This is a genomic window from Pseudomonas sp. HMWF032 (assembly GCF_003060885.1).
Classification (GTDB): domain Bacteria; phylum Pseudomonadota; class Gammaproteobacteria; order Pseudomonadales; family Pseudomonadaceae; genus Aquipseudomonas.
Genome location: NZ_QAIG01000002.1, coordinates 1 through 23,112 on the forward strand (window position 1 = coordinate 1; position 23,112 = coordinate 23,112).

Genomic DNA, 23,112 nt, shown 5'->3' on the forward strand with positions numbered 1-23,112 from the left:
ACGCTCCAGAGCCTTGAGGCGCTCGCGCTCCTCGGTGGTCGGCCCGGGACGCTGACCGGCATTGGTCTGGTGACGGCGAATCCAGGCATGCAGGGTTTGCGCGGCACAGCCGATTTTCGGCGCTATGGCCTCGATGGCCGCCCACTCAGAGGGGTAATCGTTCAGATGCTCCAGAACCATGCGCACGGCACGTTCACGGACTTCAGGGGGAGTAGGTCGTGGTCTTTTTCATAGCCTCATCTTCTCAAGAGTTGAGGCCTCCACAAAACCCGGGGCGATTCATTAGTTACTCGTTTCTCTTGCTGTTGGATACTCGACCACCAGCGCCTCCAAATACGCTCCTCGAACGTTGTAGCGTTCCAAAACACCCCTTGACTTAGAGCGCACTCTAACCAATAGCCTCCTTGTTTCACCGCCTGAACGACCTGATTTGTGGCGCTGCTTAAATAAGGAGATGGTCATGGCTTTAAAAAACTCGGCGTTGCAACCGGCTTCATGCTTTCCGCTCTGGGCATTGCCGCATCGGCCACGGTGCCTGATAGTCGACGCGAGAAAGGGATAGAGACCCTGGAGCGAATCACCGGCGATACAGGTAAATCAGTTGTTAATTCGCTCAGCGACATTTCACCAGAGCTGGGTGATTGGATTGTTGATTTCGCCTACGGTGATGTCTTTTCCAGATCTGGCGTGGCGTTGTGTACACGCGAACTCGCGACCATCTCGGCGCTCACTGCCCTGGGGAATGCACAACCGCAACTTAAGGTGCATATCGAGGGCGCGCTGAATGTGGGATGCAAGCCCGAGGAGATCGTTGAAATCATCATTCAGATGGCGATATATGCGGGGTTTCCCAGCGCATTAAATGGTATCAGCGCCGCGCGTGAGGTGTTCACCAAACGCGGTATCAAACTCAGCTCCGCACCGCCCCAGTGAACGGGGTGAGTCTTACTGCACGCCGATTGCTTAGGATCGTGGTCATGAACGCACACTACTCGATAGACCAAGTTGCCAAACGCACCGGACTTACGGCTCATACCCTGCGCTATTACGAACGCATCGGCCTGTTGGCACCTGTTGCCCGTGCGGCAGGTGGACAGCGGGTTTATGCGCCGACCGATATGGCGTGGCTGGAGTTTTTGCTGCGGTTACGCACCACCCACATGAGCATCGGAAAAATGCAAAAATTCGCCAAACTGCGTAACGACGGCGACTCAACAGTGAGCGAGCGGCGCCAGATGCTGGAATGCCATTTACAGGATGTGCAGGCCGAACTTGTGGCCATGCAAAATGCCGTTGTCGCATTGGAGGGAAAGATTGCCCACTACCGTGGGCTCGAGACTGAGGAGGATGTTTAGCGTTTGCAGGAAAAGGGGGCAGGTTTATTTTCCCTGCACTAGACGTCCGCTACTGGCCGGTTCCAGCCTATCGCCACCAACCATTCTGGGCTGCCGACAGTCACAGCCGCTAACTCAAAGCCCCAGTGCTTTGGGTTAAAAACATCATTTCATCCACGCCTATTCAACCCCTTGGCCAACCTGTCTCCGCCGAACTGGATGAGGCTGACCAGCACCACCAGGGTGACGATCACGGTGAGCATCACCTGGCTGTCGAAGCGCTGATAACCGTAGCGGTAGGCCAGGTCGCCCAGGCCGCCGGCACCGATGGCACCGGCCATGGCCGAGGAGTTGATCATGGTCACCAGGGTGATGGTGAAGCCGCTGACGATGCCCGGCAGCGCCTCGGGCAGTAGTACATGCCAGACGATATGCCAGCGTCGGCAGCCCATGGCCTGGGCGGCTTCGATCAGGCCGTGGTCGACTTCACGCAGGCTGACTTCGGCGATACGGGCGAAGAATGGCGTGGCGGCAATGCTCAGCGGCACCACGGCGGCCCACACGCCGTAGGTGGTGCCGACGATCAGCCGGGTAAAGGGAATTAGCGCGACCATCAAAATCAGAAAGGGGATCGAGCGGAACAGGTTGACGATGCTGCCCAGCAGTTGATTCAACTTGGGCGCTTCGAAGATGCCACCCTTGCTGCTGGTAACCAGAAACACCGCCAGCGGAATCCCCGCCAGCAGCGCCAACAACGACGACACGCCGACCATCAGCAGGGTGTCGAGAAAGCCTTGCCAGAGGCGCTCAAACAGCAGCGACATAACCCAGTACCTCCGCCTGATCCGCCAGTTGGCGGGCGTTGCTCAACAATTGTTCGCGGCTGTGCGGTGAGTCGCTCACGGCCAGCAGCAGGTAGCCCAGGGCATGCCCCTGGATGCGTTCGATGCCGCCATCGAGCAGGACCAGACGTCCGCCGAGGGCAGCCGCCAGGGCTGCCAGATCAGGTTCGCCATGGCTGCCGGAAAACTGCAGGCGCAGGGCCATGGCGTCGGTCTTTTGCAATTGATAGCTGCGTAAACGGGCTTGCAGATCCGCCGGTAGACCATGACGCAACGGGGCAAGCAGGGTGCGAGTAACCTCGTGCTGCGGCGCGCCAAATACGCGCCAGACGGGGCCTTGTTCCACCACTTCACCTTGTTCCAGCACCACCACGCGGTCACAGATTTCGCGGATCACCGCCATTTCGTGGGTGATCAGGACGATGGTCAGGCCCAGGCGCTGATTGATCTCGCGCAATAGGCCGAGGATCGCCTGGGTGGTTTCCGGGTCCAGGGCGCTGGTGGCTTCGTCGCACAGCAAAATCAGCGGGTCATGCACCAGGGCGCGGGCGATGCCCACGCGCTGTTTCTGCCCGCCGGAAAGCTGCGCCGGGTAGGCGGTGTGCTTGTCCTGCAGGCCAACCAGTTCAAGCAGCTCGCGTACCTTGCGCTGGCGTTGTTCGCGCGGTACGCCAGCGACCCGCAGCGGCAGCTCGACGTTCTGCCACACGGTCTTGGCCGACATCAGGTTGAAGTGCTGGAAGATCATCCCGGTACGCCGGCGCAGTTCGACCAGATGGTCTTCGTCGAGCAGGCCAATGTCTTCGCCGTCGATCAGCACTTGGCCGCTGCTGGGTTGCTCCAGGCGATTGATGGTGCGGATCAGCGAAGATTTGCCCGCACCGCTGCGACCGATAATGCCGAACACTTCGCCGCGCTGCACGGTCAGGTCGATATCGCGTAGCGCCTCTACCGTGCCCTGGGCTGAGGCGTAGGTCTTGCCCAGGTTGGCGAAGCGCAGGTGGGTATCAAGCTGCTGACTGGCCTGCGCGGCCTGCTGCAGGTGAGCGTCGAAACCACTCATGCTCAGCTTTCCCAGCCAGGCTGGTAGAGCTTGCCGTGGGCCTTGTCCAGGGCTGTACGCACGGCTGGCGAGTGTTGATAGATGTCGATGAATTTCTTCAGGCGTTCATCGTTCTTGTGTTCAGGCTGGATAACGAACTGGATGATGTACTCCGGATTGTCCATGCCGTCGAACAGCAGGGCGGATGTCGGATCGAAGGTCTTCGCCAGGCGGATATAAGCGGGATAGCCCTGGGTCAGATCAACTTCTTCATAGGCGCGCACAAGCTGTACGGCTTCCAGCTCGATGATCTGGATGTTCTTCGGGTTACTGGTCACGTCCTGCAGGGTGGCCTTGTAGCCAACGCCAGGTTTGAGGGTGATCAGTCCGGCTTTTTGCAGCAGTTGCAGGCCACGGCCGCCATTGATCGGGTCGTTGGCGATAGCCACCTTGGCACCCTCGGGCAGGCTGGCGAAGTCCTGGTATTTTTTCGAGTAAAGGCCGACGTTGTTGATCACCCCTGGGGCATAGGGAATCAGGTCGTAGCCGCCGTCCTTCTTGGCGTTTTCTAGAAAGGGCACATGCTGGAAGTAGTTCACGTCGATATCGCCATTGGCCAGGCTGACGTTGGGCGCGATCCAGTCGCTGAACTCGATCAGTTCGACCTCCAGGCCCTGTTTTTTCGCTTCGGTCACCGCCACTTCCAGCGGCGGGGCGAAGGCGGCAGTGGTACCGAGTTTCAGCGGTTGTGCGGCCTGAGCCAGGCCACCGGCAACCAGCAGGGTACCTAGGGTGAGGGTTTTCAGGGTTTTGAGCATGGTCTTCATCCTTGTATGGGGCAGAGCAGGTTGAGCGCCGCAGCGCTCAGTTGATGGTGGATATCGCTACGGGGCGCCGGCACGCTGCCTGACAGATCGCGCCAGGCGGCTGCGCTGTGGTTGGCCGGCAGGCGCGGGCCCTGGCCGAACAGCTTGTGGCGCAGGCTGCCTTCGGCGTAGGCGGTCTTGTACAAACCGCGGTTTTGCAGCTCGGGAATCACCTGGTCGATAAAGTCGACATAGCTTTCCGGTGAGACGATGCGCGTCAGGTTGAAACCGTCCAGGCCGGTTTCCTCGAACCAGCTTTGCAGCTGGTCCGCCACCTGCACGGGCGAGCCGATCAGCACGGGGTAGCGCCCGCCGAGGGCGTGCTGTTCTAGCAAACGACGCTTGGTCCAGCCGCTGTCCTTGGCGGTGAAGGCCTTGACCACCGATTCGATGGCGTTGGTTTTCTGGTAGCGGATCGGCTCATCGAGCTCGTACTGGGCGAAGTCGATACCGGTGGAACTGGAAAAATGCGCCAGACCCGCTTCCGGGCTGGCGTAGCGCAGGTACTCGGCATGCTTGTCGCGGGCCTCGGCCTCGGTTGGCGCAACGATCACACTGATGCCCATAAATACTTTGATTGCATCCGCCGAGCGCCCAGCCGCCAACGCACTGGCACGCACCTTGGCCACCTGTTCGCGCGCCGCAGCCTGGCTGTGCCCGCTGATAAACACGCACTCGGCATGCTGGCCGGCGAAGCGCAGGCCGCGCTCGGATGAGCCGGCCTGAAACAGCACCGGGGTACGCTGCGGCGAAGGTTGGCTGAGGTGATAACCCTCCACCTGATAGAACTCGCCCTGGTGTCGAACTTTGTGCACCTTGCCCGGTTGGGCGTAGATGCGCTGCGTGCGGTCAGCGAGCACAGCATCGTCCTGCCAGCTGCCTTCGAGCAGTTTGTAGAGGACTTGCAGGTACTCATTGGCCTGATCGTAGCGGCGGTCGTGTTCGATCTGCTGGGTGAGGCCCATGGCCTTTGCCGCGCTGTCCAGGTAGCCGGTCACGATATTCCAGCCGATGCGGCCCTGGGTCAGGTGGTCGAGGGTGGAAAGACGACGGGCGAAGGTGTAGGGCGCTTCGTAGGTCAGGTTGGCGGTCACACCAAAGCCCAGGTGCCGGGTGACCCCAGCCATGGCTGAGACCAACAGTAGTGGGTCGTTGACCGGCAGCTGGATCGACTCCTGCAAACTCAGGTCGATGCCGTTCTGGTAAACGTCATACACGCCGAGGATATCGGCGATAAACAGCCCATCGAACAGCCCGCGCTCCAGCAGTTTGGCCAGGTCAGTCCAGTATTCCAGGGTGTTGAAGGCAGTTGAGTTGTCCCGTGGATGAGTCCACAAACCGTGATGGATATGCCCCACGCTGCTCATATTGAAGGCGTTGAGGAGGATCTGTTTGCTGGCCATCAGATCGTCCCCCGGCGCGGCGGCAGGGTGTCGTTGAGGTAGTAGTTGCCCACCGCGTGGTACTTCCAGCGCACCGGATCGTGCAGGGTGTGGGTGCGGGCATTGCGCCAGTGGCGGTCAAGGTTGTGTTCGGCCAGGGTGGCGCGGCTGCCGGCCAGTTCGAGCAGTTTGCTGGAAGCTGCCAGCGACACTTCGGTGCTGATCGCCCGGGCCTCGGCCACGGCGATGGAGGCGGCGGCCACGCTGTCGACACTGGGCTCGGCCTGGGCCTGATCGACGAATTCGCCGGCTCGTTCCAGCAGCGCTTCGGCGGCATGCAGATGAATAGCCAGACGGCCGATGGCCTTGAGGGTCAGCGGGTCATCGCTGGCTTTGTCCACCCCGGCATCGATCCAGGGGCGTGAGCTGCTGCGCACAAAACTCAGGGTGTCTTCATAGGCGGCGCGGGCGATGCCCGTATCGATGGCCGCGTGCAGCAACTGGGCGAGCGGGCCAAGTGAGGTCGGCCGTTCGAATGCGGCCTGGAATGGCACCACATCTTCGGCGGCCACCGGTACTTGTTGCAGCACCACCGAACCACTGCCGGTGGTGCGCTGGCCGAAACCGGACCAGTCGTCGATGATTTCCAGCCCCGGCGCATGGCGGGATACGAAGGCCAGGTGACCAACGCCCTGATCATCCACCGCCAGGGTTGGGATGCGCTGGGCATAGAGCGCGCCGGTGGCGTAGAACTTGCGCCCCTCGATGCGGTAGTGCTCGCCATCTCGCAGCAGTTTGGTGGTGCGGTCCAGGGCCGTCTTGGTACCCAGCTCTGCCAGGGCATTGCCAAAGCGTTGTCCGGCCAGCACCTCGGCATACAGGCGTTGTTGCTGCTCGGCGCTGCCGTTGAGGCGCAGCACTTCGAGGGCATAGAAATGGTTTTGCGGGATTTGCCCCAGGGAGCTGTCCGCTTGTGAAATACGCGCAATCACCCTGGCCAGGGTGACGCTGGAGACGCCTGCACCACCCAAGTGTTTGGGTACGCTGATGCCCCACAGGCCGGAGCGACTGAACAGCTCCAGTTCGGCATGTGGCAGCAGGCGTTCGCGGTCGCGTTCGGCCGCGCCAGGGCTGAAAACCGCGGCCACAGCATTGGCAACGTCCAGCGCTTCGGCATCACTGCGGATCAGCGCCGGGTTCAGGTTCAACGGTGCGTTCATGGCTCAGATCCAGGAGTGACGGGCAGGGCGGCTGCCGTTGAGGTAGTAGGCACCAACGGCGTGGTATTTCCAGCGCACCGGGTCATGCAGGGTATGGGTGCGTGCATTGCGCCAATGCCGATCAAGGCCGAATTCGGCCAGGGTGGCGCGGCTGCCCGCCAGCTCCAGCAGCTTTTCGCTGGCCAGCAGGCTGATCTCGGTGGTCAGTACCTTGGCTTCGGCCACGGCAATCGAGGCGCGTGCGGCGGCATCGTCATCAATGGGTTGCGCGCTGACTTCATCCAGCACTTTGCCGGCCTTGCGCAGCAGGGCTTCAGCCGCGTGCAGGTCGATCTGCAGGCGGCCGATATCGGCAATCACGTAGGGATCATCGCTGGCGCGCTCGACATTGGCCTCGATCCAAGGCCGGGATTTTTCGCGGATAAAACGGATGCTGTCGCGCAGCGCTCCGGCGGCGATGCCGGCATCAATCGCCGCCTGGATCAGCTGCGAGGCGGCGCCCTGGATACTCGGTTGGCTGCCCAGCTGCCACAGCGGAATCAGGTTGTGTGCATCGACTTCCACGCGGTCCAGCAGCACGGTGCCGCTGGCGGTGGTGCGCTGGCCGAAACCAGACCAGTCGTTGACGATGCGCAGCCCTGCGCGGCCGCGCTGGATCAGGGCGAGAACCGGACGACCGTCCTCGTCCAGGGCTTTGGCGGCGACCCAGTGGGCGAAGATGGCTCCGGTGGAATAGAACTTCTCGCCGCTGATGACGTAGCGATCACCCTCGCGCTCAAGGCGCGCACGCACATCCAGGGTGTGCTTACTATTGCGCTCAGGCCCGGCATTGCCGATGCGCCAGCCTTGCAGCACGGTATTGAACAACCGCTGACGCTGGCTTGGACTGGCGGCGACATTCAGCAGGGCAATCAGGCCGAATTGGTTCTGCGGGATTTGCCCGAGAGCCGGGTCCACTGCGGAAATGATGCGGAAAACTTCGGCAATGGTGGCAAACGACAACTGCGGGCCGCCGTAGGCGCGGGGGATGGCGATACTGCCCAGGCCGCTGGCGGTGAACTGTTCGACCAGTGACCAAGGCAGTTTACGTTCCCGATCACGCAGGATGACCTGCGCGCTGGCCGCCTCGGCCAGGGCATGCGCGGCCTCCAGGGCTTCACTGTCACTGTGCAGAATGCGCGTAGGTAGAAGGGGGGGAGCGATGTCCTGGTCAGAGGCCGGTAAGGTCTGGGCTGACTCAGGGTACGCGTGGGCTTCCGGGTGGGAAGCGGTGTCCTCAAGGGTAGTCGGACTGACCATGCAAACCTCATCTTCAAATAAAACGCTGCGTCTGCCGCGTCATGAAGACGAGCACCGGAGCGAGGTAAAAATGCACTGCTCCGGTGGTCCGGTGGATATACCTTAAGCCAAGGTAATCAAATATTTGAAATAGCTTTTTCGCATAACATTAGATGCGCTCGACTGGCACGTCAGTGCTATGAAAGCCCTCTAAGATGATGTTTTCAGGGTTTTTATAGGCTATGTACCCATTGCGTGTGGCGCGGCGATAAGGCGTAGGTTGGCGTTGAGCGCAGTGAAGCCCAACAGATTGCAGCATGTCTCGTTGGGCTTCGTCGCGCTGCCCCTCAACCCAACCTACGCATGCAACCCTGCGCTGAGGCGTATGACGCGCTCTAACGGTATTGGGGCATAGCCTTTATAGCCAGAGTTTGGCGCCCGCCAGCAACAGCAGCAGTCCAAGTATTTGCTGTACCCGTCGCTCGGCCAGCCAGCGGCTGCCCAGTTGCGCGCCGAGCACACCGCCGGCCATGGCGATCAGCGCCAATAGGGTGATGTGTTCAGGCAGCTGGCGCGCCGCGCTCCAGTGTCCGGCCAGGGCGGCGACAGAATTGAGCAGGATAAATACGGCAGAAAATGCCGCTGCGCTTTTCACACTGGCCCAGCGTGCGTAGATCAGTAGCGGCGTGATCAACACACCACCGCCAATACCGGTCAGGCCCGAGAGCAGGCCAATTACCGCACCCGTGAACATGGCCAGTACCCGTGGTGCCTGGCGCAGCTGAGCCGCATCCACAGCTTTGTCGATAAAAAGGGGCAGGGCGGCAGCCAGCAACAGGCTGCCCAGCAAGCGATCAAACCAGAGTGGCGGCAGGCTGATAAAACCACCCAGCGCAGCCATAGGCACCGCCAGTACGGCAAAGGGCCAGAGGTGCTGCCAGTTCAGATGTCCGGCCCGAGCAAAACGCCAACTGACCAGCAGCGCGACCAGGCTGTTGATCAGCAGCGCCGTGGGTTTGATGCTCTCGGGGGCAAAGCCCATTAACGCCATGACGGCGATATACCCGGACGCGCCGGCCTGACCGACACTGGCGTAGAGCAGGGCGATCAGCAAAAAGGCTGTCGCCGACAGCAGTAGGGCATTTTCAGGCATAGGCGCTGCTTAACCAGTTGATCGCAGAAAATGGCACCGCGCGCCTCGTTTGGCGCGCGGTTAAGCAGCCATACCTCTGTTCAGACTGGTATGTCGCCCAATATGGTCGCACGCTGCATCACCCGGCGCTGCGGGCGGTAGTCGTCCACGGCGTAATGCTGGGTGATGCGGTTGTCCCAGAAGGCGATGTCGTTGGTCTGCCAGCGCCAGCGCACGGTGAATTCCGGGCGCGTGCTGTGGGCAAATAGAAAGCGCAGTAGCGCATCGCTTTCATCGGCCTCCAGTTCGTTGATCCGGGTGGTGAAGCCATCGTTGACGAACAATCCCTTGCGCCCGGTGATCGGGTGAGTGCGTACCACCGGGTGGGACAGTGGCGGGTATTTGCGCTGCACCTCGTGGTAGTGCACCAGCGCCTCTGGGGTATTGCCGTAGCGCTCCAGCGGGAACGAGTGGGTGAAGTCGTGGGTGGCCGTCAGGCCGTCGAGCAGTACCTGCAGCGGTTTCGACAACGCCTCGAAAGCAGCGCTGCTGCTGGCCCACAGCGTGTCGCCGCCAAAGGGTGGTAACAGCTTGGCCGACAAGACCGCACCCATGGCCGGAGTCGGCAGGAAGGTGACATCGGTGTGCCAGATGGCGTTGTCGCGCACATCGGTTACCGCGGTGTCGAGGATCAGCACTTCCGGCTGCTCCGGCACATTGGGGTAGATCGGGTGGATATGCAGATCACCAAAGTGCCCTGCAAAACTGGCCTGCTGCTGCGGGGTGATCGGCTGGTTACGGAAGAACAGCACCTGATGCGTGAGCAGTGCCTGTTCAATCAACTGATGGTTCTCGGCGCTCAAGGGCTCGCTGAGGGTGATGCCGTCAATCTGTGCGCCAAGGGCAGGGCTCAGTTGGGTGATTTGAATGCTCATGGTCATCTATCCAGTTCAATGGGCCTGGCCATGCCAGGGCACCAGCTTACGTTGCAGGGCGCGCAGGCCCATCTCCAGGGAAAAAGCGATCAGGGCGATCACCAGAATCCCGAGAATCACCACATCGGTCACCAGAAACTGGGCGGCGGACTGCACCATAAAGCCCAGGCCGCTGGTGGCGGCGATCAGCTCGGCGGCCACCAGGGTTGACCAGCCAACACCCAGCCCGATGCGAATGCCGGTGAGAATCTCCGGCAGGGCGCTGGGCAGGATCACGTAGCGGATCAACTGCGCCTGGCTGGCACCCAGCGATTGCGCTGCGCGAATCTTGCTCGGGTCGACATTGCGCACGCCGGTGGCGGTGGAAATGGCGATTGGCGCGAAGATCGCCAGAAAGATCAGCAGCACCTTGGACAGCTCACCAATCCCGCACCAGATGACGATCAGCGGCAGGTAAGCCAGCGGCGGGATCGGGCGGTAGAACTCGATCAGCGGGTCGAAGATGCCGCGGGCGATCCGGTAACGACCGATGGCGATCCCCAATGGAATGGCGGTCAGTACGGCGGCCAACAGACCCAGGCCGATGCGTTGCAGGCTGGCGGCCAGGTGCTGCCAGAGGCTGGAATCCATATAGCCCTGGCTCAGCACCAGCCAACCGCGTTTGGCCACCGCCTGTGGGCTGGGTAGAAACAGCGGCTCAATCAGGCCGAAGTAGGTCACCGCCCACCAGGCCCACAGTAGAAAGGCGACTGTCAGGCTACTGATAGCGAACAGGCTGAGCTCACGCGGAGCAGACCGTGCTTGTTGTTCGCTCTCGGTGTTGGAGTAGATGTACTCATGGCTGCTCATGCGCGGTTCCCTTGGCGTTCGGCGAAGACCTGGGCGAGCACATGCTCGCGGGTGGCAATAAAGGCCGGATCGGATTTAATCGCACGGGCACTTTCACCGGCGGTGTAGCGTTGGCCGAAATCCAGGCTCAGGCGTTCGCTGATGCGGCCGGGGTTGGGTGACAGCAGAATCAGGTCGGTGGCGAGGAAGACCGCTTCCTCGATGTCGTGGGTAATCAGGAACACGGGTTTGGCAGTGCGCTGCCAGACCTGCAGCAGCAGTTCTTGCATCTGCTCGCGCGTAAAGGCGTCGAGGGCACCGAAGGGTTCGTCCATCAACAGCACCCGTGGTTCAGCAGCCAGGGCGCGGGCCAGGCCGACACGTTGACGCTGGCCGCCAGACAGTTCCCAGATGCGCCGCTGTTCGAACCCGGCCAGATCGACCAGGCTCAACAGTTCGCGGGCCTTGGCTTCGCGCTGGGGCTTGTCCACACCGGCCAGTTGCAGACCGAACGCGACGTTTTCCAGCACGTTCTGCCAGGGCAACAGGGCGTCATCCTGAAACACCACACCGCGTTCGGCGCTGGGGCCCTGCACCGGTTGTTGATCGAGGCTGATGCGTCCGGCGTTGGGTGCAACAAAGCCGGCGATCAGGTTGAGCAGGGTGGTTTTGCCGCTGCCCGAAGGGCCGAGGGCGACCAGCAGTTGCTGAGGGCCGAGGCTCAGGGATATATCCGTCAGTACCGGCTCGGCCGTGCCGGGGTACTGTGCGCTGATACGCTCCAGTTCAAGTAAGGCCATGATGGTGACTCTCTCAAATGCTCCCCCAGCTTGTGCCAGGGGAGTTACAGCGGATTACTGGATGTAGGCGTCACTGACATAGGGCGAGTAGTCGCTCAGCACGCTGTCGGCTTTGCCCTGCTCCTTGAGAAATACCGCGGTGGCGGCGATGTCCTTGGCCGTCTTGCCGCCGAGCAACTCGGCTTGCTGCTTGGCATCCGGGAAGGCCGAGCCGGCGAGCAGTTCAGGCACATCCCTGGGCTCGGCACCGGTCAGCTTGGCAATCTTCTGCACGGGCTCGGAGTCGGCAGTCCAGCTGTCCTTGTTGGCGGCGTAGTCGGCGAAGGCATCCAGGCTGACCTGGGCGAATTTGGCCAGCAGCTCCGGGTGTTTCTCGGCAAAGTCCTTGCGCGCTACCCACACTTCGAAGGTCGGAGCGCCCCAGGTGCCGACTTCGGCTGCATCGGTCAATACTTTGCCGTTCTGCTTGATTGCGCCGAGTGCCGGTGACCAGACAAAGGCTCCGTCGATATTGCCGCGCGCCCAGGCGGCGGAGATTTCGCTTGGGTTAAGGTTGACGATCTTCACTTTGCTCGGCTCGATCTGCCAGTGCTTTAGCGCACCGAGCAGGCTGTAGTGCGAGGTGGACACAAAGGGCGTGGCAATGGTCTTGCCGATCAGATCCTGCGGGCTGTTGATGCCACTGCCGTTGCGCACCACCAACGCCTCTGCGGCGTTGATTTGCGCGGCGACGATAAAGGTCACAATGGGCAGGCCACGGCTGGCGGCGGCCGCCAGCGGGCTGCTGCCGAGGTTGCCGATCTGTACGTCGCCGGAGGCGATCGCCGTGACCACTTCAGCGCCGCTGTTAAAACGTCGCCAGTCGATCTTCTGGCCCAGGGCTTTGTCGTAGGTGCCGTCAAACTGCGCCACTTTGGTGGGGTCGATACCGGTCTGGTAACCGATGATCAGGTCATCTGCCTGGGCTGCGGTGCTCAGCCCGCTGACAATCAGCGCAGCCAACAGGCTGCGTAATGGACGAAAACTCATGCTGCTTACTCCGCAAGAATGCCGCAGCGCAGTGCAGGCCGAAGGGGCATGCACGGCGCAGATAAGGTGATTTAGTTGGTCAGGTACTGATTGCTGACGTAGGGCGCGTAGTCCGGCAGCACCGCATCAACCTTGCCTTGCTCTTTGAGGAACTTGGCGGTGTTGGTGATGGCCTGGGTGGTCGGCGCCGCGAGTTGGTTGACCTGATCGGCTGCCAGTGGGAACACGTTGCCCTGCAGCAGCAGCGGGATGTCCTGGGCTTTCGCGCCGGACAGCTTGACCAGCTTGTCGATATTGCTGCTGTCGGCCAGCCAGGCTTGCGGGTCTTTACGGTAATCGGCGTAGGCGTCCAGGGTGACCTTGGCAAAGGCACGGACAACTTCAGGGTGCTTCGCGGCAAAGTCCTTGCGCACGATCCAGGCATCGAAAGTTGGTGCACCCAGGTCGCTCAGCTCACCGGAGGTGATCAGAACCTTGCCGTTTTCCTTGGCCACACCCAGCGCCGGGTCCCACACATAGGTGGCATCGATGTCGCCACGCTGCCAGGCGGCAATGATCGCCGGCGGAGCCAGGTTGAGGATTTGTACTTTGCTTGGATCAATCTTCCAGTGCTTGAGCGCGGCCAGCAGGCTGTAGTGACCGGTGGAGACGAAGGGGACGGCAACTTTTTTGCCGATCAGGTCTTCGGGTTTGCTGATGTTGCTCCCGTTGCGGGCAACCAGCGCCTCGGCGGCGCCGATCTGGGCGGCGATCAGGAACGTCTGGATTGGCAACTCTCGGGTGGCTGCCGCAGCCAATGGGCTGGAACCGACATAACCAATCTGCACATCACCGGACGCGACAGCAGTAATGACTTCGGCACCGCTATCAAATTTGCGCCAGTCGATCTTGGCTTTGCTGGCCTTCTCATACGCGCCATCGGCCTGAGCGACCTTGGCCGGGTCAACGGTGGTCTGGTAGGCAACAGTGAAATCGACTGCATGGGCACTCAGGGCAAAACCACTGAGGGCGATGGCTGCAAAAAGACGGCGCGGCAGGAATTTATTGAGCATGGTAGGACTCCTAAACAGCCAATCGACTGCTGTGCAGGAGTGGCCGGATCACGGGATTAAATGGGGTTCAGCAGGTCCGGTGATCCGGTAGATGCAAGTTAAATGATCTAATAAATCGTTAATAAATACTTTTTGGGAATAAGTATATGTGTTTGGAGTTTTCACGAGAGGAGGGCCGACGTGCTGAAAATCGCGCAGTGAAGACCTTGGATTTGAAGGCGAGAAGCCCAGTCACTTGGCTAGGTGAGGAGGAGTGTTACGGATCAATGGCTGTCGAAAGTGGTACGTGCTTGAGCGACTGTGCCTTTATATAGCTCTTTACTGGTGTTCAGAAAAAGTCAGTCCAACTCATCATCGGCGCCACGGATATGCGATGGGACACCTTAGCCGAGGCTGACGGCACGATCAGTTACACCGCTCAGATTCGAATCCAAAAAGATGGGATGCACGTTTCCACATCACGCCAGACCCTCGCACGCAAGACGGCGGCCGAGGCGCGGGTGAAGCACCGTGAGACTGAGCTGAGTGTTCTTGGTGCAATCGAGTGCACCAAGAAGGGCGGTGTGCTGCTTAAGGATCTAGTCGATAAGTACTTGGCCAAGGTCGGCCATTCGACACGTATCCCGGTCAATGCGTGGCATTGGGAAAATTCGGTCAGTTGACCAGGCGCATTTCTAGCGACAATAAAATCCTACATGCGCGCGGCCAGTTCATTTTCAGCCGCATGGTAAATCGATCTTTAATCAATGTGTGGGCGGTAGCCGCCCACTTCATTGTTGCTCACAGCTTGGCGATTGATACCTCGGTGGATTTGACGAAGGCAATCACTTCGCTGCCCACGCCTAGTTCCAGTTCTTTCACCGAGCGGGTGGTGATCACCGAGGTGACGATACCGGAGGCTGTCTGTACGTCGATTTCCGAGAGTACGTCGCCCAGCACGATTTCCTTGATGGTGCCTTTGAACTGGTTGCGGACGTTGATGGCTTTAATGGTCATGGTGATGCTCCTTTCAGGTCTCAAGTAGCCCGGATGCATTCCGGGAGGATGTTGCACCGCGCCCCAATGCTCCGGGCGCGGGCTGGTTTAAAGTGCCCAGCGCAATTGCGTGGGCAAGGGTGAAACGGGGTCCGGTTGCGGTGGCAGCTCCGGCAGCGACAGCACGCGGTTGAGCACCTGTTCCTCAACAGCCGCCAGGCGTGCCGACGCACGCTGACGCGGGCGTGGCAGATCGACACTGATGTCCAGGCCAACCTGGCCGTCTTCGACCCGGTCGGCAATCGCCACCGCTTCGCTGACGTCGTGGGTCACCAACAACACGGTGAAACCGTGCTGTTGCCACAGGCGTTCGATCAGTTGCTGCATCTCGATTCGGGTCAGGGCATCCAGTGCCCCGAGTGGCTCGTCGAGCAGCAGCAGGCGCGGTTGATGGATCAGCGCACGGGCCAGGGCCACGCGCTGTTTCTGTCCGCCAGATAAAGCAGCAGGCCATTCATTGGCGCGATCCGCCAGGCCAACGGCTTCCAGCGCCTGTTGCGCTTGTGGTCGCCAGTTGCCGGACAGACCCAGACCGACGTTGTCGATCACCCGCTTCCAGGGCAGCAGACGCGAGTCTTGGAACATCAGGCGAATGTCTTCGCGTGAGGCGGCCAGCGAGCCGTTGCCAGCCTGCAGTTCGCCCTGGGTGGGTACGTCCAGGCCGGCCAGCAGGCGCAGCAGGGTACTCTTGCCGCAACCACTGCGGCCGACCACGGCGACAAACTGCCCGGCGGGAATGTTCAGCTGAACATTCTTCAGCACTTCGCGTTCGCCGAAGGCCTTGTGGATCGCATTGATTGCCAGTGGGATGCCGCGTTTGAGGGTGTGCAGCGCAGTCATTGTCCACCTCCCTTGACCTGATAGGCCGGGTGCCAGCGCAGCCAGATACGCTCAAGTGTTCGTGCGGCCACATCCGCCAGCTTGCCGAGCACGGCATAGAGCAGAATGGCCAGTACCACCACGTCGGTTTGCAGGAACTCGCGGGCGTTCATTGCCAGGTAACCGATGCCGGAGCTGGCGGAAATGGTTTCCGCGACGATCAGCGTCAGCCACATAAAGCCCAGGGCGAAACGCACGCCGACCAGGATCGAGGGCAGGGCGCCGGGCAGGATCACCTGACGGAACAGGCTGAAGCCGGACAAGCCATAGCTGCGCGCCATTTCCACCAGCGCCGGGTCGACGTTGCGGATGCCGTGGTAGGTATTCAGGTAGATCGGGAACAGGGTGCCGAGGGCGACCAGAAAGATCTTTGCGCTCTCGTCGATGCCAAACCACAGGATCACCAGCGGGATCAGCGCCAGGTGCGGCACGTTGCGGATCATCTGCACCGAGCTGTCGAGAAAGCGCTCGCCCCATTTCGACAGGCCGGTGATAAAGCCCAGCAACAGACCCAGGCCGCCACCGATGGCAAAACCGATACCGGCGCGCCAGCCGCTGATGGCCAGGTGGGTCCAGATTTCGCCGCTGCGCAGCAGCTCCCAGCCGGCGCTGAGGACCGCGCTGGGGGCCGGCAGAATGCGCGTGGACAGCAGGCCGCTGACCACCGCCAGTTGCCAGGCCGTCAGCAGCGCCACCGGCAAGGCCCACGGGGCCAGGCGCAGAGCCAGGTTGTGTAAGGTTGCGTTGCTCATCGGTTACCTCGAAGAATCCTTGTCCACATCTCCCTCTGCTCCTGAGTGCCGTCAGGTCAGGGGGCTTGCGCTTAACTGGCCGACGCCGCCTTGGGCAGGATGTCGTTGGCGACCATTTCACCGAAGGGGCTGACATAGCCGGCCCCGCTGGGTAGTTCTGGGCGGTTGACGTCCAGGTGCGGGAACAACAGTTCGGCAACTCGGTACGACTCTTCCAGGTGCGGATAGCCGGAGAAGATAAAGGTGTCGATGCCCAGCTCGGCGTATTCCTTGACCCGAGCGGCCACGGTCGGGCCATCGCCAACCAGTGCCGTGCCGGCACCGCCGCGCACCAAGCCGACTCCGGCCCAGAGGTTGGGGGACACTTCCAGGTTGTCCTTGCTGCCGCCGTGCAAGGCGGCCATGCGTTGCTGACCGACCGAATCAAAGCGCGCCAGGGAGGCCTGGGCACGCGCAATGGTGTCGTCATCGACATGGCTGATCAGCTTGTCGGCGGCGGCCCAGGCTTCGGCGTTGGTTTCGCGCACGATCACGTGCAGGCGAATGCCGAAGCGCACTTCACGGCCCTGCGCAGCGGCCTTTTCACGCACCTGAGCGATCTTCTCGGCTACTGCAGCCGGTGGCTCGCCCCAGGTCAGGTACAGCTCGACCTGCTCGGCGGCCAAATCCTGCGCGGCTTCCGACGAGCCGCCGAAATACAGCGGCGGACGCGGCTGTTGAATCGGGGGATACAGCAGTTTGGCGCCTTTGACTTGAATATGTTTACCGGCGTAGTCGACCACTTCACCTTCCAGCACGCGGCGCCAGATGCGGGTGAATTCCACCGAGGCTTCGTAGCGTTCGGCGTGGGACAGGTTGAGGCCATCGCCGGCCAGCTCATCCGGGTCGCCCCCGGTCACCAGGTTGAACAGCGCGCGGCCATTGGACAGACGGTCCAGGGTCGCGGCCTGACGCGCCGCCACCGTCGGGGAAATGATCCCAGGGCGCAGGGCGACAAGGAATTTCAGGCGCTGGGTCACGGGAATCAGCGATGCTGCCACCAGCCAGGAGTCCTCGCAGGAGCGTCCAGTCGGGATCAGAACACCGCCAAAGCCAAGGCGGTCGGCTGCTTGGGCAATCTGCTGCAGGTAACCGTGATCGACGGCGCGTGCGCCCTCGGCAGTGCCCAGGTATTTGCCGTCGCCATGGGTAGGCAGGAACCAGAAAATATTCAAGCTCATGGAGTGGTCTCCTCTTACGAAATCGTGGCGTAGCCCGGAAGGTATCCGGGCTACGGTGGTGCAGCTGTCGCGAGTGGTTATTGGGCTGTTGCGACCTTGTCCGGGGACGCCTTAGTCGGGGCTTTCCAGATCACGTCCTTGATCACCAGGCGCTTGGGGATCAGTTTCAGATCGGTAAAGGTGTCGGCAATCTTCTGCTGCGCCACGACCACTTCCGGGCTGATCAGCTGCGCGCCATAGCTTTGGCGCTCGACGGCAACACGGGTGATTTCGGCCGACAGACCCAGCAATGGGGCAACCTGGGCGGTGGCCTCGGCGCTGTTGTTTTTCGTCCATTCGCCAATGCTGCGGATCTCGTCGATCAGCACTTCAACCACTTCCGGGTTTTTCTCGGCGTACGGTTTGGTCGCCAGGTAAAACTGGTGGTTGTTCACCAGGCCTTGGCCATCACGCAGGGTGCGTGCTTGCAACTGGTTCTCTGCGGCAGCCTGGAAGGGGTCCCAGATGACCCAAGCGTCGACGCTGCCACGTTCGAAGGCGGCGCGGGCATCGGCCGGCGGCAGGTACACCGGTTGGATGTCACTGTATTTCAGGCCGGCATCTTCCAGGGCGCGTACCAGCAGGTAGTGCACGTTGGAGCCTTTGTTCAGGGCGATTTTCTTGCCCTTGAGATCGGCGACCGATTTCAGCGGCGAATCTTTGGGTACCAGAATGGCTTCGCTGGTGGGTGCCGGTGGCTCATAGGCGACATACAGCAGGTTCGCGCCAGCGGCCTGGGCAAATACCGGTGGGGTTTCGCCGGTGGTGCCGAAGTCCACCGAGCCGACGTTCAGCCCTTCGAGCAGCTGCGGGCCGCCAGGGAACTCGGTCCATTTAACATCGATGCCTTTATCGGCCAGGCGCTTTTCCAGGGTGCCCTTGGCTTTGAGCAGTACCAGGGTGCCGTATTTCTGATAGCCGATACGCAATGTTTCGGCTTGTGCTTGGGTGATGGCGCCGAAGGAAATGGCCGCGGCAAACAGGGCGACCAGACTCCGACGCAAAGTGATTGTGCGCATAGCGCTCTCCTTTGCTGATGGGGGTATTGGGTGGCAACCTGCTTGCCCGTTGGCGGGCGAGTAAGGAGGGGTAAAGCGTGTCAGATACTCCAGCGGGCGTTGATCAGTCGATCATTCAATACGCCCGGATCAATCGGGGCTGGCCGACGGGCCAGGGCTTGCTGGAAGTGCTGCAAGGCATCATCCAACCGTTGTTCCAGCGCCGGTGCCAGTTGCGCAGCAGCGCCGTTTTCGCCGTAGGCAATCTGGCCGTCGTCAGCAAAGATGGCGTGCAGCATTTCCTGCGCTTTCAGCGCCGCCAGCACCGGCTTGAGCGCATAGTCCACGGCCAGCATGTGGGCGCTGCTGCCGCCGGTAGCAATGGGCAGCACCACCTTGTGGTTCAGCGCGCGCTCGGGCAGCACATCGAGCAGGGTCTTCAGTGCGCCGGAGAACGACGCCTTGTACACCGGTGTGGCGACAATGACGCCGTCGGCGCGGCTGACCTGCTCAATCAGTTGCTGCACGGCCGGGCTGCCGAAATTGGCAAACAGCAGGTCTTCGGCGTTGAAGTCACGTACTTGGTAGCTGATTACTTCAACACCGCGCAGTTGCAACCAACGCTTGGCGCGCTCGAGCAGAATATTGCTGCGTGATTTCAGGCTCGGGCTGCCGCCCAGTGATACGACAAGCATCTTCAGTCCTTAGCGGTTCGGCTGCGGGGTCAGACGCAGGTAAGGTTTGACGGCGCGGTAGCCTTTGGGGAAGCGCTGCTTGATTTCGTCCTCATCCTTGAGCGATGGCACGATCACCACCTCATCACCGTCGACCCAGTTGGCCGGGGTGGCGACCTTGTGGCTGTCGGTCAGTTGCAGCGAGTCGATCACCCGCAGGATCTCGTGGAAGTTGCGCCCGGTGCTGGCCGGGTAGGTGATGATCAGGCGCACCTTCTTGTTCGGGTCGATGATGAACAGCGAACGCACGGTCAGGGTGTCGTTGGCGTTCGGGTGGATCAGGTCGTAGAGGTCGGAGACCTTGCGATCAGCGTCGGCCAGGATCGGGAAGTTGACCTTGGTGTTCTGCGTTTCGTTGATGTCGTCGATCCATTTGATGTGCGAGTCCACCGGGTCGACCGACAGGGCGATGGCCTTGACGCCACGCTCGGCGAATTGCTCTTTCAGCTTGGCGGTAAAACCCAGTTCGGTGGTGCACACCGGGGTGAAGTCAGCCGGGTGGGAGAACAGCACACCCCAGCTATTGCCCAGCCATTCGTGGAAGCGAATGCGGCCTTCACTGGAGTCCTGTTCGAAGTCGGGGGCGATGTCGCCGAGGCGGATGGTCATGCGTGTTCTCCTTGGTTAAGTCGTGGTGTGGTGTTCACTATGCTTAGGCTTTTTATATTTTAAAAAGAATAAATAACGATTTATTTAGCATTTAAATGCATATGAGGTTGGCGATTGAAGACAGGTCGAGGTTGTTGTGGAAGGGGCTTTCGGCTCGGCCATCCGACTTCGCTCTACCTCCTGCATCCATGCAGTCGTAGAAGCAACAACAACGATTACGAGCTCGCCACTGAAGGCCAAGAGACCATGCACCTATTGCGTGTTGTGAGGCGATAAACCGTAGGTTGGCGTTGTGCGCAGCGAAGCCCAACAGGCTGCGGCATGCCGCGTTGGGCTTCGTCGCGTCGGTCTCCTCAACCCAACCTACCCATGCGACCTGCGCTCGTACTGTGTGCAACACCTAATGGGTACATAGCCAAAAAAAACCGGGCCATGCGCCCGGTAAATATTCCACCTTGAGGAATTCGTTTAGATCGCGTGGGACTGGTACAGCTCGGTCAGGGCCTCGCCACGCAGGTAGGCCAGTTCGGCACTGCGCCGGTCCCGTGGCCGCGCCAGCGGTACCGCCAGTTCGCGTTGCAGCCGGCTGGGTGTACCGCCGAGGATCAGCACGCGGTCACTCAGGTAGAACGCCTCGTCGAGATCGTGAGTAACCAGCAGTACGGCGATTTCATAGCGTTCGGCCAGCTCACTGAGCAGGTCCTGCAGTTTCATGCGGGTGAAGGCATCCACCGCGCTGAACGGCTCGTCGAGCAGCAAGACGTGAGGCCTGCCATACAGCCCGCGGGCAATCGCCGCGCGCTGCGCCTGGCCGCCGGAAAGCTGCTTGGGCAGGGCGTCGGCATGGCCGCTGAGGCCGACATCGCGCAGCAGTTGCTGCACCCACTTGTCGTCGGCAATCCAGCCATCGGCGAAGCTGACGTTCTGCGCCACTGTCAGCCAGGGCATCAATCGCGGTTCCTGAAACACCACGCCGATGCCGGTGCCACGACCGAACTGCAGCAATGGGTTGAATTCCAGCGCGCCGCTGAAGTCTTGATCAAGCCCGGCGGCGATGCGCAGCAGGGTGCTTTTGCCACAGCCGCTGGGGCCGAGCAGGCTGACAATTTCACCGGGCGCCAGGCTCAGGCTGACATCATCGAGGACGTGCAAGCCGTCGTAGGCTTTATGAATGTTCTGCAGCTGCAGGAGTGCACTCATGTTCAGTTTCCTCCGCCCTGATAGCTGTCGCGCCAGCTCAGGGCGCGGGTTTCCCAGTATTTGAGCAGGCTGTCGCTGAGTTTGCCGAGCACCGCCAACAAGAGAATGGCGGCAATCACCAGGTCCGGCCGTGAGGTTTCCCGACCATCACTGAGCAGGTAACCAAGGCCACGCGTAGCGGCAATCAGCTCGGCCGCCACGAGGAACATCCAGCTCAGGCTCAGCGCCCCACGCAGTCCGGTAAACAGGTTGGGCAGGGCGGCCGGTAGAAGAATCCGCCGCACCAGGGCAAAGCGGCTGAGCTGATAGAGCTGACCGACCTCGACCAGCTTGCGGTCGATATTGCGGATGCCGGCCAACAGCGCCAGGTACACCGGAAAGAATGCGCCCAGGGCAATCAGCACCACCTTGGGCGTTTCATCAATGCCCAGCCAGAGCAGCAGCAGAGGCACCCAGGCCAGGCTGGGAATCGCCCGAAGCGCCTGAAAGGTTGGTTCTAGATAGGCCTCGGCGCGGCGGCTAAGGCCAACCCAGGTGCCAATCACGGTAGCCAGGCCGGCACCGATGATAAAACCAGCCGCCACCCGCAGCAGGCTGGCATTGATATGCCGCAGCAACTCGCCACTGACGGCCAGGTGGTACAGGGTTTGCGCCACTTGAGTGGGGGCGGGCATCTGGTGCGCCGGCAACACGCCGAAACGCACCAGCGCTTCCAAACCAAGCAACAGCGCCAGAGGTACCGCCCAACCACGCAGATTGGCCAGCGATGGACGCAGGCTGGGTAAGCGCTCGGCCCAACGGCTAAGCCTGAGGTTGAGGGTACCCATGACTCAGTTACTCGCCTTGGCTACGGATTGCTTGATCACACTGGCCGCCAGTTGCGAGCTGATCAGTTGCTCCACCACCTTGGCCACGTCAGTGCCCGGGCGAACCAGTTGCTCATCCAGCAGGATCGGCGCGGCGGCTTTCAGCGCGGCGATATGCTCGGCACCGGGCTGCGAGTTGCTGAAGTCGGTACGCGACAGTTGCAGTTTGGCCACTTCCAGCGGCAGCTTGGCTTCGTCGGCGAGCAACTGGGCCAGGGCATCCGGGTTGGCAATCGCCCACTCGCGGGCCTGCTCGTAGGCCGCGATCACCTGCTTGATCAGCTCAGGCTGGGTGGCGGCGAATTTCTCGGTGACGTTGAGCACGCCGTAGCTGTTGAAGTCGAGGTTGCGGTACAGCTGGCGCGAACCGGCTTGCAGTTGGCTGGAGGCCATCAGTGGATCAAGACCGGCCCAGGCGTCGACATCGCCACGCTCAAGTGCCGTGCGGCCATCAGGGTGTTGCAGGTGGACAATTTCCACGGCGTTTTTGTTTAAACCGGCTTTCTGCAGGCTTTGCAGGAGGAACAGGAATGGATCGGTGCCTTTGGTGGCGGCGATTTTCTTACCTTTCAGATCAGCCAGGCTGTTGATCGGCGAATCCTTGGGCACGACCAGGGCGGTCCATTCCGGACGGCTGGCCACGTAGACGGTGTTGATCGGGCTGCCGTTGGCGCGGCTGAGTACGGCGGCCAGGCCCGCTGTGGAGGCAAAATCGGTGCTGCCGCCATTGAGGTATTCCAGTGAGCGGTTGCTACCCTGGCTGAATACCCATTTGACGCTGATGCCTTGCGGCGCAAGGGCTTTTTCCAGCAGCCCTTGTTGCTTGAGCACCAGGCTGGTGGGGGCGTAATAGGCGTAGTCCAGACGGACTTCTTTGGGTGTTTCGGCATAGGCGCCGGCAGGCAGAATCGCCACAAACAGGGCGGTCAGCCCCCGACGCAGATTGAACAGACTCATGGTCCTTTCCTCTGGTTAGGGTTGTCGCCTGTCGACCCGTGGACGGGCACTTCAGGTCAGAGCTATCTCAGGGTTAAAGCCGG

The 23,112-nt window shown here is 61.2% G+C and carries 24 protein-coding genes and 2 pseudogenes; 3 read left to right on the plus strand and 23 right to left on the minus strand.

Annotated elements, in window-relative coordinates; all coding sequences use genetic code 11:
* A pseudogene (locus DBR00_RS00660) lies at positions 1 to 232 on the minus strand (transposase); the annotation flags it as partial.
* A gap of 263 nt (positions 233 to 495) precedes the next feature.
* Between DBR00_RS00660 and DBR00_RS00665 the strand changes: the two are divergent.
* Together DBR00_RS00665 and DBR00_RS00670 are read left to right on the plus strand one after the other, a co-directional pair.
* Entirely contained in the window at positions 496 to 933 is a 438-nt protein-coding gene (locus DBR00_RS00665; RefSeq protein ID WP_108488741.1) for a carboxymuconolactone decarboxylase family protein, read from the plus strand.
* Between the two features lie 44 nt (positions 934 to 977).
* On the plus strand, positions 978 to 1,355 hold the full coding sequence (locus DBR00_RS00670; RefSeq protein WP_108488740.1) for a MerR family transcriptional regulator: 378 nt from the start codon (positions 978 to 980) through the stop codon (positions 1,353 to 1,355).
* Positions 1,356 to 1,504: 149 nt separating this feature from the next.
* On the opposite strand, the gene DBR00_RS00675 is transcribed toward DBR00_RS00670, so the two are convergent.
* The 12 genes and pseudogenes from DBR00_RS00675 to tauA (DBR00_RS00730) form a co-directional block, all read right to left on the minus strand.
* Complete coding sequence (locus tag DBR00_RS00675; protein WP_177479858.1) at positions 1,505 to 2,158, minus strand: methionine ABC transporter permease; 654 nt, start codon at positions 2,156 to 2,158, stop codon at positions 1,505 to 1,507.
* Positions 2,142 to 3,179: pseudogene (locus tag DBR00_RS00680) on the minus strand (methionine ABC transporter ATP-binding protein); the annotation flags it as partial. The pseudogene DBR00_RS00680 and the gene DBR00_RS00675, both read right to left, overlap by 17 nt.
* A 62-nt stretch (positions 3,180 to 3,241) precedes the next feature.
* A complete protein-coding gene (locus DBR00_RS00685; RefSeq protein ID WP_108488738.1) occupies positions 3,242 to 4,036 on the minus strand; it encodes a MetQ/NlpA family ABC transporter substrate-binding protein in 795 nt (264 codons plus the stop codon).
* 5 nt (positions 4,037 to 4,041) lie between these two features.
* Positions 4,042 to 5,487 carry an LLM class flavin-dependent oxidoreductase gene (locus DBR00_RS00690; protein WP_108488737.1) on the minus strand — a complete coding sequence of 482 codons (1,446 nt, stop codon included), beginning with the start codon at positions 5,485 to 5,487 and terminating at the stop codon, positions 4,042 to 4,044.
* The gene (locus tag DBR00_RS00695; RefSeq protein WP_108488736.1) at positions 5,487 to 6,686 is read right to left on the minus strand and encodes an SfnB family sulfur acquisition oxidoreductase; all 1,200 of its coding nucleotides are present in this window, start codon (positions 6,684 to 6,686) and stop codon (positions 5,487 to 5,489) included. The genes DBR00_RS00690 and DBR00_RS00695 overlap by 1 nt, the downstream gene beginning before the upstream one ends.
* 3 nt (positions 6,687 to 6,689) lie before the next feature.
* Positions 6,690 to 7,985: an SfnB family sulfur acquisition oxidoreductase gene (locus DBR00_RS00700; RefSeq protein ID WP_108488735.1), complete on the minus strand. Its 1,296-nt coding sequence runs from the start codon at positions 7,983 to 7,985 to the stop codon at positions 6,690 to 6,692.
* A 397-nt stretch (positions 7,986 to 8,382) separates the two neighbouring features.
* On the minus strand, positions 8,383 to 9,117 hold the full coding sequence (locus DBR00_RS00705; protein WP_108488734.1) for a sulfite exporter TauE/SafE family protein: 735 nt from the start codon (positions 9,115 to 9,117) through the stop codon (positions 8,383 to 8,385).
* An 80-nt stretch (positions 9,118 to 9,197) separates the two neighbouring features.
* On the minus strand, positions 9,198 to 10,031 hold the full coding sequence (tauD, locus tag DBR00_RS00710; RefSeq protein ID WP_108488742.1) for a taurine dioxygenase: 834 nt from the start codon (positions 10,029 to 10,031) through the stop codon (positions 9,198 to 9,200).
* Between the two features lie 15 nt (positions 10,032 to 10,046).
* A complete protein-coding gene (tauC, locus tag DBR00_RS00715; protein WP_108488733.1) occupies positions 10,047 to 10,880 on the minus strand; it encodes a taurine ABC transporter permease TauC in 834 nt (277 codons plus the stop codon).
* Complete coding sequence (tauB, locus tag DBR00_RS00720) at positions 10,877 to 11,659, minus strand: taurine ABC transporter ATP-binding subunit (protein WP_108488732.1); 783 nt, start codon at positions 11,657 to 11,659, stop codon at positions 10,877 to 10,879. Before tauB ends, tauC begins: the two co-directional genes overlap by 4 nt.
* Before the next feature lie 54 nt (positions 11,660 to 11,713).
* Entirely contained in the window at positions 11,714 to 12,688 is a 975-nt protein-coding gene (tauA, locus tag DBR00_RS00725) for a taurine ABC transporter substrate-binding protein (RefSeq protein WP_108488731.1), read from the minus strand.
* Between the two features lie 71 nt (positions 12,689 to 12,759).
* Positions 12,760 to 13,740, minus strand: coding sequence for a taurine ABC transporter substrate-binding protein (gene tauA / locus DBR00_RS00730; RefSeq protein WP_108488730.1), 981 nt, complete (start codon positions 13,738 to 13,740; stop codon positions 12,760 to 12,762).
* 443 nt (positions 13,741 to 14,183) lie between these two features.
* Here tauA (DBR00_RS00730) and DBR00_RS00735 point away from each other — a divergent pair, with 443 nt between their 5' ends.
* On the plus strand, positions 14,184 to 14,402 hold the full coding sequence (locus tag DBR00_RS00735; protein ID WP_146180652.1) for a hypothetical protein: 219 nt from the start codon (positions 14,184 to 14,186) through the stop codon (positions 14,400 to 14,402).
* A gap of 118 nt (positions 14,403 to 14,520) precedes the next feature.
* Here DBR00_RS00735 and DBR00_RS00740 read toward each other — a convergent pair whose 3' ends face one another.
* From DBR00_RS00740 to DBR00_RS00785, 10 genes are all read right to left on the minus strand, one after another.
* Entirely contained in the window at positions 14,521 to 14,736 is a 216-nt protein-coding gene (locus DBR00_RS00740; protein WP_056842174.1) for a molybdopterin-binding protein, read from the minus strand.
* 87 nt (positions 14,737 to 14,823) lie between these two features.
* A complete protein-coding gene (ssuB, locus tag DBR00_RS00745; protein WP_108488728.1) occupies positions 14,824 to 15,615 on the minus strand; it encodes an aliphatic sulfonates ABC transporter ATP-binding protein in 792 nt (263 codons plus the stop codon).
* A complete protein-coding gene (gene ssuC / locus DBR00_RS00750; RefSeq protein ID WP_108488727.1) occupies positions 15,612 to 16,406 on the minus strand; it encodes an aliphatic sulfonate ABC transporter permease SsuC in 795 nt (264 codons plus the stop codon). Before ssuC ends, ssuB begins: the two co-directional genes overlap by 4 nt.
* 71 nt (positions 16,407 to 16,477) lie before the next feature.
* Positions 16,478 to 17,626 carry an FMNH2-dependent alkanesulfonate monooxygenase gene (gene ssuD, locus DBR00_RS00755; RefSeq protein ID WP_108488726.1) on the minus strand — a complete coding sequence of 383 codons (1,149 nt, stop codon included), beginning with the start codon at positions 17,624 to 17,626 and terminating at the stop codon, positions 16,478 to 16,480.
* 77 nt (positions 17,627 to 17,703) lie between these two features.
* The gene (locus DBR00_RS00760) at positions 17,704 to 18,684 is read right to left on the minus strand and encodes a sulfonate ABC transporter substrate-binding protein (protein WP_108488725.1); all 981 of its coding nucleotides are present in this window, start codon (positions 18,682 to 18,684) and stop codon (positions 17,704 to 17,706) included.
* Positions 18,685 to 18,764: 80 nt separating this feature from the next.
* The gene (ssuE, locus tag DBR00_RS00765; RefSeq protein ID WP_108488724.1) at positions 18,765 to 19,358 is read right to left on the minus strand and encodes an NADPH-dependent FMN reductase; all 594 of its coding nucleotides are present in this window, start codon (positions 19,356 to 19,358) and stop codon (positions 18,765 to 18,767) included.
* Between the two features lie 9 nt (positions 19,359 to 19,367).
* Positions 19,368 to 20,006 (minus strand): peroxiredoxin, encoded by a 639-nt coding sequence (locus DBR00_RS00770; RefSeq protein ID WP_108488723.1) that lies wholly within the window; start codon positions 20,004 to 20,006, stop codon positions 19,368 to 19,370.
* Between the two features lie 468 nt (positions 20,007 to 20,474).
* Positions 20,475 to 21,206 (minus strand): ABC transporter ATP-binding protein, encoded by a 732-nt coding sequence (locus DBR00_RS00775; RefSeq protein WP_108488722.1) that lies wholly within the window; start codon positions 21,204 to 21,206, stop codon positions 20,475 to 20,477.
* A 2-nt stretch (positions 21,207 to 21,208) separates the two neighbouring features.
* Positions 21,209 to 22,033, minus strand: a complete 825-nt coding sequence (locus DBR00_RS00780) for an ABC transporter permease (protein ID WP_108488721.1) — start codon at positions 22,031 to 22,033, stop codon at positions 21,209 to 21,211.
* A 3-nt stretch (positions 22,034 to 22,036) separates the two neighbouring features.
* Complete coding sequence (locus DBR00_RS00785) at positions 22,037 to 23,029, minus strand: aliphatic sulfonate ABC transporter substrate-binding protein (RefSeq protein WP_108488720.1); 993 nt, start codon at positions 23,027 to 23,029, stop codon at positions 22,037 to 22,039.
* Positions 23,030 to 23,112: the final 83 nt, after the last annotated feature.